This window comes from Pseudanabaena yagii GIHE-NHR1, assembly GCF_012863495.1.
Taxonomy (GTDB): domain Bacteria; phylum Cyanobacteriota; class Cyanobacteriia; order Pseudanabaenales; family Pseudanabaenaceae; genus Pseudanabaena; species Pseudanabaena yagii.
Map to the genome: position 1 here is coordinate 3,107,028 of NZ_JAAVJL010000001.1, position 14,322 is coordinate 3,121,349.

The 14,322-nt window shown below is 43.3% G+C and carries 16 protein-coding genes; 12 read left to right on the forward strand and 4 right to left on the reverse strand.

Annotated features, from left to right (window positions below):
• Positions 1-167: 167 nt before the first annotated feature.
• Entirely contained in the window at positions 168-1,433 is a 1,266-nt protein-coding gene (locus HC246_RS14195) for an endonuclease NucS domain-containing protein (protein WP_169363945.1), read from the forward strand.
• A 137-nt stretch (positions 1,434-1,570) separates the two neighbouring features.
• Here the strand turns inward: HC246_RS14195 and ilvD are convergent, their stop codons facing one another.
• Entirely contained in the window at positions 1,571-3,256 is a 1,686-nt protein-coding gene (ilvD, locus tag HC246_RS14200; protein ID WP_169363946.1) for a dihydroxy-acid dehydratase, read from the reverse strand.
• An 89-nt stretch (positions 3,257-3,345) separates the two neighbouring features.
• Here ilvD and HC246_RS14205 point away from each other — a divergent pair, with 89 nt between their 5' ends.
• Together HC246_RS14205 and HC246_RS14210 are read left to right on the forward strand one after the other, a co-directional pair.
• Complete coding sequence (locus HC246_RS14205; protein ID WP_169363947.1) at positions 3,346-3,795, forward strand: hypothetical protein; 450 nt, start codon at positions 3,346-3,348, stop codon at positions 3,793-3,795.
• Positions 3,783-4,436 carry a Uma2 family endonuclease gene (locus tag HC246_RS14210; RefSeq protein ID WP_169363948.1) on the forward strand — a complete coding sequence of 218 codons (654 nt, stop codon included), beginning with the start codon at positions 3,783-3,785 and terminating at the stop codon, positions 4,434-4,436. The genes HC246_RS14205 and HC246_RS14210 overlap by 13 nt, the downstream gene beginning before the upstream one ends.
• A gap of 29 nt (positions 4,437-4,465) precedes the next feature.
• Here the strand turns inward: HC246_RS14210 and tadA are convergent, their stop codons facing one another.
• The gene (tadA, locus tag HC246_RS14215) at positions 4,466-4,930 is read right to left on the reverse strand and encodes a tRNA adenosine(34) deaminase TadA (protein WP_169363949.1); all 465 of its coding nucleotides are present in this window, start codon (positions 4,928-4,930) and stop codon (positions 4,466-4,468) included.
• A gap of 73 nt (positions 4,931-5,003) precedes the next feature.
• Between tadA and metG the strand changes: the two genes are divergently transcribed.
• From metG to rpsI, 9 genes are all read left to right on the forward strand, one after another.
• Positions 5,004-6,578 carry a methionine--tRNA ligase gene (gene metG, locus HC246_RS14220; protein WP_169363950.1) on the forward strand — a complete coding sequence of 525 codons (1,575 nt, stop codon included), beginning with the start codon at positions 5,004-5,006 and terminating at the stop codon, positions 6,576-6,578.
• Positions 6,579-7,011: 433 nt separating this feature from the next.
• Positions 7,012-7,644, forward strand: coding sequence for a LabA-like NYN domain-containing protein (locus HC246_RS14225; protein WP_169364602.1), 633 nt, complete (start codon positions 7,012-7,014; stop codon positions 7,642-7,644).
• A gap of 397 nt (positions 7,645-8,041) precedes the next feature.
• Positions 8,042-8,425 carry a 30S ribosomal protein S13 gene (gene rpsM / locus HC246_RS14230; RefSeq protein WP_169363951.1) on the forward strand — a complete coding sequence of 128 codons (384 nt, stop codon included), beginning with the start codon at positions 8,042-8,044 and terminating at the stop codon, positions 8,423-8,425.
• A 20-nt stretch (positions 8,426-8,445) separates the two neighbouring features.
• Positions 8,446-8,841, forward strand: a complete 396-nt coding sequence (gene rpsK / locus HC246_RS14235; RefSeq protein ID WP_126388052.1) for a 30S ribosomal protein S11 — start codon at positions 8,446-8,448, stop codon at positions 8,839-8,841.
• Between the two features lie 108 nt (positions 8,842-8,949).
• Entirely contained in the window at positions 8,950-9,903 is a 954-nt protein-coding gene (locus HC246_RS14240) for a DNA-directed RNA polymerase subunit alpha (RefSeq protein WP_169363952.1), read from the forward strand.
• 91 nt (positions 9,904-9,994) lie between these two features.
• The gene (gene rplQ, locus HC246_RS14245; protein WP_169363953.1) at positions 9,995-10,429 is read left to right on the forward strand and encodes a 50S ribosomal protein L17; all 435 of its coding nucleotides are present in this window, start codon (positions 9,995-9,997) and stop codon (positions 10,427-10,429) included.
• Positions 10,430-10,446: 17 nt separating this feature from the next.
• Positions 10,447-11,298, forward strand: a complete 852-nt coding sequence (truA, locus tag HC246_RS14250) for a tRNA pseudouridine(38-40) synthase TruA (protein ID WP_169363954.1) — start codon at positions 10,447-10,449, stop codon at positions 11,296-11,298.
• A gap of 67 nt (positions 11,299-11,365) precedes the next feature.
• On the forward strand, positions 11,366-11,833 hold the full coding sequence (rplM, locus tag HC246_RS14255) for a 50S ribosomal protein L13 (protein ID WP_169363955.1): 468 nt from the start codon (positions 11,366-11,368) through the stop codon (positions 11,831-11,833).
• A gap of 12 nt (positions 11,834-11,845) precedes the next feature.
• Positions 11,846-12,259: a 30S ribosomal protein S9 gene (rpsI, locus tag HC246_RS14260; RefSeq protein WP_126388060.1), complete on the forward strand. Its 414-nt coding sequence runs from the start codon at positions 11,846-11,848 to the stop codon at positions 12,257-12,259.
• Between the two features lie 167 nt (positions 12,260-12,426).
• Here rpsI and hemC read toward each other — a convergent pair whose 3' ends face one another.
• Both hemC and bchM read right to left on the reverse strand, forming a co-directional pair.
• Positions 12,427-13,377, reverse strand: a complete 951-nt coding sequence (gene hemC / locus HC246_RS14265; RefSeq protein ID WP_169363956.1) for a hydroxymethylbilane synthase — start codon at positions 13,375-13,377, stop codon at positions 12,427-12,429.
• 207 nt (positions 13,378-13,584) lie between these two features.
• Positions 13,585-14,295 carry a magnesium protoporphyrin IX methyltransferase gene (gene bchM / locus HC246_RS14270; RefSeq protein WP_169363957.1) on the reverse strand — a complete coding sequence of 237 codons (711 nt, stop codon included), beginning with the start codon at positions 14,293-14,295 and terminating at the stop codon, positions 13,585-13,587.
• Positions 14,296-14,322 lie beyond the last annotated feature (27 nt).

Consider the following 14,322-nt stretch of genomic DNA (forward strand, 5'->3'; position numbering starts at 1 on the left):
AAAATGCTGCATTTACAGGTATTTCAACCCAAAACTAACGATAAGTTTTGTAAAGCAAGTAGCTTGGCTTGGATAGATACTTTATATATGCTGTCTATGTGGCAAGTTAATCTAGTTTACTTAGCTGAGGTTAAGATACAGTTTACGATCAACGCATTTCGCTTTCTATGTCTTCGAGAAATTGGGCAACAAGTTCATCTTGCAGATATTCGTCGGGTGCGGAATATTTTTCTGGTATTGGTTTAGCTACTAACCTAATCAACCAAACTGATAAAATTTTTACCAGCAGGTCTAGTAACTATGAAATGACAAATCAGGGCAGTATAGCATCACCTAGATTTCGTGTTTATGGGGAGAGCGTAGAGTTTGAGACTGAACGACATCTAGAATGGTTCTTTTGGTATACAGTTCTTCCCAAAATTGGACTGAAGCCACTCAAAAGTCAGTACACTTGCAGAGAAGGAATTTGTGACATATTAGCAAAAGGGAACCAGAATCAACTCGTCATCATAGAGTTAAAAAATGTTGAAGATTCTCATGTTATTGAACAAATTACTGCGTATTTCGATGCCCTTATCGAAGAAAAGCCCTTTAGTGAACAAATTGATTATACTAAACCTATTGACCTATACACTGTTTGTCCAACCTATAGGAATCGTACTGTAACAACATTAAAACACCACAAACTTAAATTTACTCTCTTATCTTATGCAGTAAAAAGCAGCAATCAAGGATTTATATTTACATTGTATGAATGGCTTACAAAGACAGAAATAGCCAAAATAGACATACCAATAGCTGCTGAAATTGCACCTACACCTAATTTGCCTGACCCTCCAAAAGCTTTTGTTAATCTTTTAGGGAGTTGTTCAGAATGTGAAAAAATATGGGCTATTGAAATTCGTGGTCAGATTTATCAATTTGCTCAATCTTTAAACTATAGAATTTATGAGAAGCCAGATAGTAAATGGGTTCGGTTTGAAAGAAACAAACAAAATCCCATTGCTGAGATAGGTTGGGAAAACAAGAGAGAAAGTCTTGCTGTTTATCTATGGTTGCCATTTGTAACTATTAATGGACAATGGAATACAAGAGATAGTTATAAAAGAACTGCCATGATGAGACTTTGGATAGTTGATGGCATTGTTCAATATATTGCTTACATAGAAAACCAGAGAAAAAGTTGGTTGGTTGTTACTGATGAAGAAATTCAAACGGGCAAATTTACTAAACCTGTGAAATTACAGAAAAAAGGTCGTAGCGCTTATTGGAAAGGTCTAGCTATGCCCACGGATGTCTATCTTGATCTAATGGGATTTACTGCACATTCTCATTCTTTAAATTCTTTTGTAGAATTAGCACTTGAACATTCTTTACAGAGACTAACTAAAAGTCGCCAGAAGAATATTATCAAGGCAGAATCTAATTTTTAGCGATCGCCTTTACTGCACCTCAAACAAATAGTAATTTAGCTAAAACCTGATCCACTTAAAGCTATCGCTATTTTACTTTTATGCAAAAAAAGTAAAGAGAGGCTTGTACTCGCAAGCCTCTCTTTACTTGCAATTAACTAGAATAGATCTAAATCCGTTACAGCACCTTTGCTGCTAGTTGAAACAAGGGTGGCATATTTTGCCAGAACACCTTTGGTGTAGCGAGGAGCAGGCGCTTTCCAACTAGCACGGCGTGTGGCTAGTTCCTCCTCACTGATATTGAGTTGAATCAAACGCTGATGAGCATCAATCGTGATGGAGTCGCCTTCTTGGACTAAAGCGATCGTGCCACCAACATAGGCTTCAGGGGCAACGTGACCGACAACCATGCCATAGGTTCCACCAGAGAAACGTCCATCGGTGATTAAGCCAACGGAATCACCTAGACCAGCACCGATAATTGCACTGGTAGGCGCTAACATTTCTCGCATACCAGGTCCACCCTTAGGTCCTTCATAGCGAATAACTAATACGTCTCCGGGATTGATCTTATTATCGAGAATCGCCGCGAGAGAATCTTCTTCCGATTCAAAAACACGAGCAGGTCCAGTGATGATCGGATTTTTGACACCAGAGATTTTAGCGACAGCACCTTCTTCAGCAAGATTGCCTCTAAGAATGGCGAGATGTCCTTGCTTGTACATAGGACGATCCCAAGGACGGATCACATCTTGATCGGCGCGAGGTTCGGCAGGAATATCTTTGAGAAGTTCCTCAACGGTTTGACCAGTAATCGTGATGCAGTCACCATGTAATAATCCATGAACTAAAAGCATCTTCATCACTTGAGGAATACCACCTGCTTTGTGGAGATCGGTGGCAACATACTTTCCTGAAGGCTTGAGGTCGCAGAGAACAGGAACACGCTCACGAATGCGCTCAAAATCATCGAGGTTCCATTCCACACCTGCGGAATGGGCGATCGCTAAAAAGTGCAAGACCGCATTAGTGGAACCACCTACTGCCATAACCACAGAAATGGCATTCTCAATCGACTTACGAGTGATGATGTCGCGAGGTAATAAATTATTGCGAATCGCATTTACTAGAACCGTACCCGCAAGTTCTGTATTGGTTGCCTTTTCAGGTGCAACGGCGGACATGGTGGAGGAATACATCAAGCTCATGCCCATTGCCTCAAATGCAGAAGACATAGTGTTAGCTGTGTACATCCCCCCACAAGATCCAGCCCCCGGACAAGCATTACGCTCAACAGAATTAAGTCTTACTTCATCAATTCTGCCCGCACTGTATTGTCCGACCGCTTCAAAGGAGCTAACTACCGTCAAGTCTTCACCATCTAAATGTCCGGGTTCAATTGTACCACCGTAGACAAATAATGCAGGAATGTTCATTCTAGCCATAGCAATCATCGCCCCTGGCATATTCTTGTCACAGCCCCCGATCGCTAAAACACCATCCATGCTCTGACCTGTGCAAGCAGTTTCGATGGAGTCCGCAATGACATCACGGGAAACGAGAGAATATTTCATCCCCTCAGTTCCCATGGAGATCCCATCGCTGATGGTGATTGTACCGAAAACTTGGGGCATCCCATTGGCGGCGCGGATTCCTGCCTCGGCGCGGATCGCTAGGGGGGCAATGCCCATGTTACAAGGGGTAATTGTGCTGTGGGCGCTTGCAACACCGACAATAGGTTTAGTAAAATCTGAGTCTTGGAAACCAACGGCGCGTAACATAGCGCGGTTAGGCGATCGCTGAACGCCTTCGGTAATTGCACGACTGCGGCGATTATCGGACATAGTTCAAATCTCTTGAGTTAGCTTAACTAAAACATTTTAGAATTTTTAGACCCCAGCAGAATAAATTTGGACTATCGGCAATCACCATAATGCAACTTCAAAAGTCTTCATTCCATACTTCATCGAGTCGGCTCAATCGTTACAATGTTCTTGGTATGACTGCTTTGAGTATGGGATTACTCCTATATGGTTGTGGGGAAAATCGAGTTACTCAATGTAACAAATTTGTTACGGTTGCGAATAAAACCAAAGATTTAGTAGCTCCCAAGGATGCGGCAGGCTTTACGCAGCTTGCGGACAAAATTGATCAAATTCGTACTGAGACGCAAGCGATCGCCGTTAAGGATTCACAGCTTAAGGAGTTGCAAACTAAACTCTTGAGTATGTATGGGGATGTGTCATCGGCGCTAAAGGCTCAGGCAAAGGCGGTAGAGGCGAAGGATACTAATGCTCAGACCAAAGCTAAGCAGGATTTAGAAACGGCAGCAGGTAAGGAGAGCGATTTGGTCGATTCGATAAATACCCTATGTGCCAAATAACCCTAAAACCTACTCAGCAATGGCAGCAAGCGACTTGGCAAGACTATGAAGCTCTGCGAGATGAGGAAAATAGCGATCGCTGTAAATTGTTTTTCGATAATCAACGCTTGTGGGTAGAAAGAGGAGCAGAAGGAATAAATCATGCTCAATTTAGCGCTTTGATCCCTATGCTTTTTGCTGTTTGGGCAGCAAAATTTCCAAATGTCAAATTAAGTACTTTTGGCGGCTGTCAGTTAGAAAAAAAGGGACGTAGAGCGATTGCTCCCGATATTGTTGTGTATGTTGGTGAAGATGTACCCACTCGGAAAACTGGTCAATCGCGGTTTATTGATCTGGACAATTGGCGATCGCCTAATTTAGTTGGTGAAATCTCTGATACAACTTTGGTGATCGATTTAGATGAAAAGAAGCGACTGTACGCAGATTTAGGGATTTCTGAATATTGGGTGATTGATGTTCGTGCTTATCGCCTATTTGCTTTTAAACTAGATGAAACTGGCGTTTATCAACAATGCGAAGTTTCTCATGTTTTGCCAAATTTAGCGATCGCCTTGTTAGAACAAACCGTGGAATTGTTAGCTACAAAAACGAATACTGAAACCGCAATCTGGTTTTCACAACAAATTGCCACATATTCTTAGGATATTGGCGGAGAAAAGTGCCGCCGATATCAAATTCTGAGATTTTTAAACCAAGCTTGCAATAATTCTTGGCATTCTCTCTCGCGAATTCCTGCGATCGCTTCCAACTTGTGAAAAGACACAGGACTATCGGGTAAATTGGCTACTGTCCGAATTGAGCCTGTTTTGGAATCATCAGCACCGTAAACTAAAGTACTAATCCGCGCTTGCAAAATTCCTCCTGCACACATGGGACAGGGTTCTAAAGTGACATAGAGGGTGCAACCCGTTAAATGCCAATCTCTTAATATGCGTGAAGCCTCACGAATCGCTACAATCTCAGCATGGGCAGTAGGATCTTGATCTCGCTCTTTGCGATTTACTCCTGTGGCGATCATACTCCCTTGATTATCGACAATAATCGCCCCTACAGGAATTTCTCCCGCCTCTCCTGCCTGTTGTGCCAAGGAGATCGCTTGATCCATCCAATTTTGATGAGTTTGTAGGTTTTTCATTACTTTTGGTGAAAAATGTTACATTTACCACCATTTTTTTGCAAAATGGTATTAGCCGTGAATTGAGTACCCTATGTCTTTAGAACCGATTGCTTTAACTACACCACTTTTTTACGTCAACGATCGCCCACATATTGGCAGTGCCTATCCGACGATCGCTGCCGACGCTTTTGCACGGTTCTATCGGCTCAAAGGTCATCCTGTGATGTTTGTGACAGGCACAGATGAGCATGGACAAAAAATTCAGCGCACTGCCGAAAAAAATAATCTATCCCCCCAAGAACATTGCGATCGCACTGTTGCGGAATTTTATGTGCTTTGGGAAAAGTTTAATATTCGCTTTGATCGCTTCACGCGCACCACTGCACCCAAACATCAGGCGATCGTGAATGAGTTTTTTCAACGGGTCTACGATTCGGGTGACATTTACTTAAATCAGCAAAAAGGCTGGTACTGCGTCGCTTGCGAAGAATTTAAAGAAGAGCGAGAACTTCCCGCCAGCCATCATTGCCCAATCCATACCAATGTTGTGTGCGAATGGCGCGACGAACCCAACTATTTCTTCCGTTTATCGAAATATCAAGACGCACTCGATCAATTTCACGAAGCGAACCCTGACTTTATTCAGCCTGAAAGCCGCCGCAACGAAGTCCTCGGCTTTATGAAGCAAGGCTTGCAGGACTTTTCGATCTCTCGCGTTAATCTTGACTGGGGCTTTCCGATTCCTACCGATCCCACCCATACTATTTATGTTTGGTTTGATGCCTTGCTTGGCTATGTGACGGCTCTGCTCGATCCTGAGGATGAGCCGACGCTAGAAAATGCTCTCAAGAAGTGGTATCCCTTCAATTTGCATATCATTGGTAAAGATATCTTAAGATTTCATGCGATTTATTGGCCAGCGATGTTGATGTCGGCGGGACTATCTTTACCAAAGCGCGTATTTGGTCATGGTTTGCTGACAAAGGATGGTCTCAAAATGGGCAAGACCTTAGGCAATACGATTGATCCCTATGATCTCGTCGATCGCTTTGGTGCAGATGCCATTCGTTACTACTTCTTAAAAGAAATTGAATTTGGCAAAGATGGTGACTTTAGCGAAGAGAGATTCATCTCAATTGTCAATGCTGATCTCGCTAATAGCCTTGGCAATTTACTCAATCGCAGTCTAGGAATGGCAAATAAATATTGCCAAGGAACTATACCTGCACATGATCCCAGCGATTCCAGTGATGTATCAAATTTAATTAAACCAGTGATCGAACAGGCATCAAATTTAGGCGATCGCGTGGCAATTGATTATCAAAATCTTAATTTTCGATCTGCTTGCGAAAAAATCTTAGAGTTGATCTGGAATTGCAACAAATTAATTGATGAGACCACACCGTGGAAACAATTTAAAGCAGGAAAACAAAAAGAAGTTAATGAAACTTTGTATACTTTGTTAGAGTCTGTAAGAATTGCAGTCTATCTGTTTTCCCCAATTACATCAAATCTCAGCATTGCTGCCTATCAACAATTAGGATTAAGTTTTGATGAAGCCAATCCACCTGATTGGAGTCATACAAATTGGGGAATACTACAATCAGGTCAGCCTCTCGCAACACCCACTCCTATCTTTCAACGTATTGAAAATACTAGGTTTTAGACAGTTTTTAATGCTTGAGCATCGTCTTGTTTGTCACTTTTTTTCAATATTAATTTCCCCAAAATATACTCCTATGAGTATATTTACTTATAGTGTATAATCGAAGATAAGCTATAAAAATAAGTTATTTATTAATATAGTTTTATTATAAAAAAACATCTTATATTTTTAGATTCACTTTAATTTTTTTTAAAATTTATTCAAAATTTATTCAAAATTTATTTTTGACGGTCTTGGGATAAGGCTAATTGTCTTGTTAAAAGTTACTTTGAACGTCCACCGCTAGTCCCCAATAGACTATGCGTTAGTTTATTAAAAAGTTTTAAGAGGTTCTTCTGAATTAGGTAAACACTTAGGACGGTTTTAAGTATCCATGCTAATACCAAAGCTTCATCCCACAGCACTAGATAACAAACGTTCTATAGGCAAAAATATGTTACCTTTCGAGCAAGATTCTGGATTTAAGCCAGACCAAATTTTAGAAAACCGAGGGCGCGTTGCCATCTTTATAGATGGCTCTAATCTTTTCTACGCAGCGCTCCAACTTGGGATCGAAATTGACTATACAAAGTTACTTTTGTGTCTTACCGATGGCTCACGTTTACTCAGAGCCTTTTTCTATACAGGGGTTGATCGCACCAATGAAAAACAACAAGGCTTCTTGTTGTGGATGCGGCGCAATGGCTATCGGGTAATTTCTAAGGAACTAGTGCAACTGCCCGATGGTTCTAAAAAAGCGAACCTTGATGTGGAAATAGCGGTGGATATGATGGCGCTCATCGGCTCCTATGACACAGCCGTACTAGTTAGCGGTGATGGGGATCTCGCCTACGCGGTTGATGCAGCAAGCTATCGAGGTGTGCGCGTTGAGGTAGTTAGCCTGCGATCGATGACTAGCGATCATTTGATTAACGTTGCTGATCGCTATGTTGATCTCGAAGCCATTAAAGAGGATATTATGAAAATATCGCGTCCTCAATCCTCCAGTCCCGCACCAGCTATTGCTAGTTATACCTATCGACCAATTTCTGGTATTGCGGCTCTTGATAGCGATCGCGACAACTAGGCAAGGTAATTGCAATATAACTAATAGTTATCATTAGTAATTACCTATGGATATTTTCATTTGTTGCAACGGCAACTAGGTTTAAGCGGAATAAGTACTGGCGACAAGCTAACTCTGAAAAGCTAAATTGCAAAAATATTGACAGAAGTTGCCATTGTCAATATATTATAGAGTTCGCTGTAAAATATGCTGTCTTCGTAATTTGCTCTTGCTGATTGTAGCTAACCCACTGCATAAAACGCACGCTCGCACGAAGATTGAGTTGTACAGCCATTCGCCCCAAAGGTTCTCTCAAAATTTATCTAAAAATTATTTTTAGAGCAACCACAATTTAATCAAACCTTAGATTTGGGGCAACCATAACATTGAAAACTGACAACAAATTGGGAGACTTATAGTGGCTCGCATTGCAGGAGTTGACCTTCCTCGTGACAAGCGCATCGAAATAGGACTAACGTACATATACGGAATCGGTCTAACTAGCGCCAAAAAAATCTTAGCAGCTACCAAAATAAACCCTGATACAAGGGTTAAAGATCTTACTGATCCTGAAGTAACGACTTTACGCCAAGAGGTAGAATCCAACTTTCAAGTAGAGGGCGATCTGCGTCGTCTTGAAGGTTTAAGCATCAAACGCCTAGTAGACATCGGTTGCTACAGAGGTCGTAGACATCGTATGGGTCTTCCTGTGCGCGGACAACGTACTCGCACCAATGCTCGTACCCGTCGTGGCGGTCGTCGCACTGTTGCAGGTAAGAAGAAGGCTCCAGGTAAGAAGTAATTAAGGATTAATACGAAACTATGGCTCGTCAAACAACACGTAGAACTGGCGCACGCAAGAATAAGCGTAATGTTCCTAATGGAGTCGCTTACATCCAGTCTACTTTCAACAATACTATCGTCACGATCGCTGACACCGTAGGTGACGTAATCTCTTGGTCTTCGGCTGGTGCGAGCGGCTTTAAGGGTGCGAAGAAGGGTACTCCATTTGCAGCCCAAACTGCTGCTGAATCTGCTGCAAGAAGAGCGATCGAACAAGGAATGCGCCAAGTTGAAGTGATGGTAACAGGTCCTGGATCTGGTCGTGAAACCGCAGTCAGAGCTTTGCAAGCTGCTGGTTTGGAAATCACCTTGATCCGTGATATTACCCCCATCCCTCACAATGGTTGCCGTCCTCCTAAGCGCAGACGTGTATAACCAATTACGAATTAGCAATTAAAAATTAAATTCGTAATTCGTAATTTCTCAATTCTCTAATTTCCCCTTTGATTTTCGTTTACTCTTGCAGACTAAGTCGGTACAAATATGGCACAGTTTCAGGTTGAGTGCGTTGCATCCCACACAGAAAAAGATAATAGCCAGTACAGCCAATTTGTACTGGAACCACTAGAGCGGGGGCAAGGCATTACCATTGGAAATGCGCTCAGACGGGTATTGCTCTCCAATCTTGAGGGTGCGGCCGTCACTGCTGTTCGCATTGCTGGTGTCAACCATGAGTTTGCGACGATTCCAGGCGTGCGGGAAGACGTTTTGGATTTGATGCTCAACCTGAAGGAACTAGTGTTGAAGTCTTACAGCTCAGCACCACAGATCATTCGTTTGGTAGAGCGTGGTCCAAAGCTAGTCACTGCCACTAGTTTTCATTCTTTGCCCTCAGACATTGAGATCGTTAATCCTAACCAATACATCGCTACCCTCAGTGAGGGTGCAACCTTGGAAATGGAACTAACGATTGAACGCGGCAAAGGTTATCGTTCCGTAGACCGCTCTAAAGAAGACCACAGTTCTCCAATCGACACGCTCAAAATTGATGCTGTGTTTATGCCTGTGCGTAAGGTCAAGTATGAGATTAAGGACGCTCGGATCGGTGATGCGATCAATAAAGAGAGTCTCCAAATTGATATTTGGACTAATGGCAGCATTACACCTCAAGAGGCTCTTAGCCAAGCCGCTAGTGTCTTGGTGAGTTTATTCTCTCCCTTGCAGGAAATCACTCTTGCGCCTTCATTACCTCAAGAGCGTGATGAGCAGGATGAGACTAAGCAAATTCACATTGAGGAATTGCAACTGTCGGTCAGAGCTTACAACTGTCTCAAACGCGCACAGATCAATACTGTGGCGGATTTGCTGGAGTACACTCAAGACGATCTACTAGAGATCAAAAACTTTGGTCAGAAGTCGGCTGAGGAAGTTATGGATGCGCTCAAGCAGCATCTTGGCTTGACCTTGACCGAATCTAAGACTTCTAAAGTTTTATAAGAGTATCTCTATAAAAGTTCTATAAAAATGGCAGTATTTGGCAGCTTTAGTTTCACAAATATTGCATTCAACATTCATCTAGTACACACCTATGCGTCACCGTTGTAAAACACCCCAGCTTAATAAGGCTGCTGACCAGCGCAAAGCTCTCCTACGTGCTTTGACGACTGAGTTAATCCTCAGAGGCGAAATTAAAACCACTAGAGCAAGAGCTAATGCTGTTCGCACTACTGCCGATCACATCATTACCCTTGCTAAAAATGGTTCTTTGCACGCTCGTCGCCAAGCGATCGCCTATTTATACGATATTTCGGTTAAGGATGGCGAACCCGTGAGCGATCGCGTTCAAACTAAGACCAAGCAAGAGCAATTACCTGAAGAAGAGCGCGTTACTAGCTTAGTAGACTTACTGTTTAGCCAAGCTAAAGAACGTTATGCCGATCGTAATGGTGGCTATACCCGTATTGTTCGCACGGTCAGTCGTCGTGGCGACAATTCCGAAATCGCGATTTTGCAACTGGTATAAGCAGTTCAATTCCTGAGATGCCAGAGGTGATTTTGTCTGCTGATTCTGACCCTGTTCGTCGTGTGGCTTTAGTTATTCAATATCTAGGTACACATTATTACGGATGGCAAAGACAGCTAAATCATCCCTCCGTGCAGCAAACGATTGAAGAAGCGATCGCGCAGATTTGCGGAAATACAACCGTTATACATAGTGCAGGTAGAACTGACACAGGTGTTCATGCTGCGGCTCAGGTAGCGCATTTCGATACTTCGAGTGTGATTCCTCCTCAGAAATGGGCAAAGGTATTAAATAATTACTTGCCCGAAGATATCTTGATCTGTAGCTCGACGGAAGTAGCGAGTGACTGGCACGCAAGATTTTCGGCCACATGGCGACGTTATCGGTACACGATTTACACAGCCGCAATCCCGAACTTATTTGTGAAGCAGTTTAGCTGGCATTACTACCATGAGCACCTTAACGAAAAGCTAATGCACCAAGCCTTGCAACCTATGTTAGGTGAGCATGATATGGCTGCTTTTCAGAGGGCAGGTTCGAGTCGCCCCCACAGTCGTCTTGAGGTTCAAGAAGCACTATGTTGGCGAGATGGTGATTTTGTCCATGTGGAAGTTCAGGCAAGTGGCTTTCTTTACGGCATGATTCGTCTGTTAGTAGGACAGCTAATCGATGTGGGGCGTTCTCGTCTCAGTGTCGAAGCCTTTACTAGTAGATGGCAAGAAAAACGTCGTATCGAAGTTAAATATGCAGCACCGCCGCAAGGACTCTGCCTATTGGCGATCGGCTATGCTGATAACCCATTCACTGAGTTCGCATCGCGCAAGCAAACTTTGGGTTTAACCAATGATCGGGCAATTAGCTTGATTTGAAGTTTAAAGCTCAAGTTTCCCAAGATAAATAAAGTTTGATAGATAAATTTCGCTTGTAGAGAAACTAATGACTACAACTACACTCACTCCTAATAAAAGCTACTTACCTAAAGATCCAGATCGTAAGTGGTATGTTATCGATGCGGAAGGTCAGCGCCTCGGGCGACTTGCTAGCGCGATCGCGGTTATCTTGCGCGGTAAAGATAAGCCCATCTATACGCCCCACTTAGATACTGGTGATTTCGTCGTGGTAATTAATGCTGACAAAATTGCCGTAACTGGTAAGAAATCAACCCAAAAGCTATACAGAAGACATTCTGGTCGTCCAGGTGGGATGAAGACTGAAACCTTTGATAAGGTAATTGCCCGCGTACCTGAGCGCGTTCTTGAACATGCTGTTAAAGGCATGTTGCCCAAGAATACCCTCGGTCGTCAGCTTTTCACCAAGCTCAAGGTTTACAAGGGTGCGAGCCATCCCCACGATGCTCAACAGCCTGAAACCTTGGTCATCAACACCATTCCATCGCAGAAGTAGGAGAAATAACCGATGTCAGATACTGAACGTTCTAATCGTGCTGTGTATTGGGGTACTGGTCGCCGTAAGACTGCGATCGCCCGTGTGCGCCTCGTCCCTGGGGAAGGCAAAATCGTAATCAACGGCAAGCCCGGTGATTTGTATTTGCAATTCAATCCTAGCTACATTTCAGGTGTGAAGGCTCCTTTGGAAACCTTAGGCTTGGAAAATGAGTACGATGTCTTGGTTAATGCTCATGGCGGTGGTGTTACAGGTCAAGCTGACGCAATTCGCTTAGGTGTTGCTCGTGCTTTGGTGGAGCTTGCTCCTGAAAATCGTAAGCCTCTCAAAGTAGAAGGTTATCTCACCCGTGATCCTCGTTCTAAAGAGCGTAAGAAATACGGACTTAAGAAAGCTCGTAAAGCTCCTCAATACTCGAAACGGTAATCAACCAATTACAAAAAAAGAGGTGGTACAAAGTACCACCTCTTTTTTTGTAAGCAGAAAAGAGTCAGTTTAAGAAACTGGCTCTTTTCTGCTTTTTAAGTAAGGTCAGTTCGGAATAATTTGAGACGGTCGTTTAAAATTTGCTAGCTTAAGCCGGACTGACGTTTTTAAGCGCGAACTTCCGCAAAAATCTTATTGAGGATGTCTTGAGCACCCTTAGATTTGAGATCATCGGCTAATTCTGCACCGATCGCTTCGGGGTTAGTGAGATCGCCAGTTACTTCACCCTTGACTAAAGTTTTACCATCAAGGCTTGCTACGATTCCCTTCAAGGTTAGCTTGTCGCCAGTAATAGCAGTATGAACACCAATGGGAACTTGACAACCACCTTCGAGTTCACGGAGGAAAGAGCGCTCAGCAAGGCAACGTTGAGTGGTGGGATAGTGGATAATCGGGGCAAACAAAGCCAAAATGTCAGGATCTTCGGCACGGCACTCGATGCCTAATGCTCCCTGTCCAACGGCATGGAGGGAAATTTCAGCATCAATGACCTCATGTACGCGATCGCCCATGCCTAGACGACGTAAACCTGCGGCAGCAAGAATCAATGCGTCATATTCGCCAGAATCGAGCTTTTGGAGACGAGTATTCAAGTTGCCACGTACATCCTTAAAGGTGAGATGAGGATAGTAATGGCGGAGCTGCGCGAGCCGACGTAAGGAAGATGTGCCGACAACAGTACCCGCAGGCAAAGTTGCAAGGTTTTTGTCCTTCAGCTTTTCATGGACAACTAGGGCATCGGCGGGATCTTCACGCTCTGTTACTGCACCAAGGATTAAACCTTCAGGCAACTTAGTTGGTAAATCTTTGAGGCTATGTACAGCTAGATCTGACTCTCTGGTCAGCATAGATACTTCTAATTCTTTGGTAAATAAGCCTTTATCACCAATTTTAGCGAGCGCTACGTCAAGAATCTTATCGCCCTGTGTACTCATGGTGACGACTTCAAACTGGCGATCGGGGTGTGCTTTGCTTAGTTCCGCTTGTACCCAATGCGTTTGTACCAGTGCTAGCTGACTTTTGCGAGAACTAATGCGAACTGTTGAGGATGCAACCATAGGACAAAGGGTGAATAATTAAAAAAGTTTTGTGGGTGAAGGTGGTAAGGTGAGATTTTTAAGATATAAAAAGATTATAAAAATCGAAGTAAAAGCACCATTTTCTATTCAAACAGGTTTTGCTACGGTTTCGATGCGATCGCCTGCTTGCAAAATGTAAAGAATTCTTACCTGAGTCAAATCGCTGCCCTAGGGCAGCGATTTGGTCTAATTGCGGACAGCTTCAAGTAGGCGTGAGAAATAAAAGGAGGTGGCAGTAAATTCTTTGCGCTTGATCTTAAAGCCTAAGCCTTCAAGAACGCGCCGCACGTCGGATTCTTTGTGCAAATAGGCACGAGTTGCCTTGCTAGGTCCTGGAACCATGTCACCTACTTTCTTCATTAGTACATAGTAGGGATTTTTAGGAGCAAAGCTGAGGATTAATCGAGATTTAGCAAGGGAAGCAAGATGGGCAATCATCGCTTCAGAATCTTGATCTGGATAATGAATCAACACATCTAGACAAATTACGGTGTCATATTCCCCAGACAATGATGCTAAATCCTTAACTTCAAAGACGGGATTTTCAGGATCGGTAGCGCGGCTTTTACCTTCGCCAACCATTTTTTCGGAAATATCACTGGCATAGACCTTTGCGCCCATTTCGGCGAGGGGAATGCTCAAGCTACCAGTGCCACAACCTGCGTCACAAATTGTATGTCCAACCGCATTTTTGTCATTTTTAAACCAACCTAAGACATAATCGACGGTTTGTTGATGTCCTGTGCGGATGTCAAGTTGGACGCGGTTGACATCACCACCTTCTCCATAAATCCGCCGCCAGCGATCGAAGCCAGTGGAATTAAAATAATCGCGAACTATGTCTTTGTCTTTGGGAGATTTTTTTGTGGAGTTCTTATTGAGAGCTTGATTAGCCATGATTGTGAAGAAAGGTTACAGAAAAAT

Excerpts from the sequence above, each read along its gene's own strand:
- hemC (WP_169363956.1), bottom strand. The coding sequence starts at position 13,377 with ATGGTTGCATCCTCAACAGTTCGCATTAGTTCTCGCAAAAGTCAGCTA.
- rpsI (WP_126388060.1), top strand. The coding sequence starts at position 11,846 with ATGTCAGATACTGAACGTTCTAATCGTGCTGTGTATTGGGGTACTGGT.
- rplQ (WP_169363953.1), top strand. The coding sequence starts at position 9,995 with ATGCGTCACCGTTGTAAAACACCCCAGCTTAATAAGGCTGCTGACCAG.
- bchM (WP_169363957.1), bottom strand. The coding sequence starts at position 14,295 with ATGGCTAATCAAGCTCTCAATAAGAACTCCACAAAAAAATCTCCCAAA.
- truA (WP_169363954.1), top strand. The coding sequence starts at position 10,447 with ATGCCAGAGGTGATTTTGTCTGCTGATTCTGACCCTGTTCGTCGTGTG.
- HC246_RS14195 (WP_169363945.1), top strand. The coding sequence starts at position 168 with ATGTCTTCGAGAAATTGGGCAACAAGTTCATCTTGCAGATATTCGTCG.
- tadA (WP_169363949.1), bottom strand. The coding sequence starts at position 4,930 with ATGAAAAACCTACAAACTCATCAAAATTGGATGGATCAAGCGATCTCC.
- HC246_RS14225 (WP_169364602.1), top strand. The coding sequence starts at position 7,012 with ATGTTACCTTTCGAGCAAGATTCTGGATTTAAGCCAGACCAAATTTTA.
- HC246_RS14240 (WP_169363952.1), top strand. The coding sequence starts at position 8,950 with ATGGCACAGTTTCAGGTTGAGTGCGTTGCATCCCACACAGAAAAAGAT.
- rplM (WP_169363955.1), top strand. The coding sequence starts at position 11,366 with ATGACTACAACTACACTCACTCCTAATAAAAGCTACTTACCTAAAGAT.
- metG (WP_169363950.1), top strand. The coding sequence starts at position 5,004 with ATGTCTTTAGAACCGATTGCTTTAACTACACCACTTTTTTACGTCAAC.
- ilvD (WP_169363946.1), bottom strand. The coding sequence starts at position 3,256 with ATGTCCGATAATCGCCGCAGTCGTGCAATTACCGAAGGCGTTCAGCGA.
- rpsK (WP_126388052.1), top strand. The coding sequence starts at position 8,446 with ATGGCTCGTCAAACAACACGTAGAACTGGCGCACGCAAGAATAAGCGT.
- HC246_RS14205 (WP_169363947.1), top strand. The coding sequence starts at position 3,346 with ATGCAACTTCAAAAGTCTTCATTCCATACTTCATCGAGTCGGCTCAAT.
- HC246_RS14210 (WP_169363948.1), top strand. The coding sequence starts at position 3,783 with ATGTGCCAAATAACCCTAAAACCTACTCAGCAATGGCAGCAAGCGACT.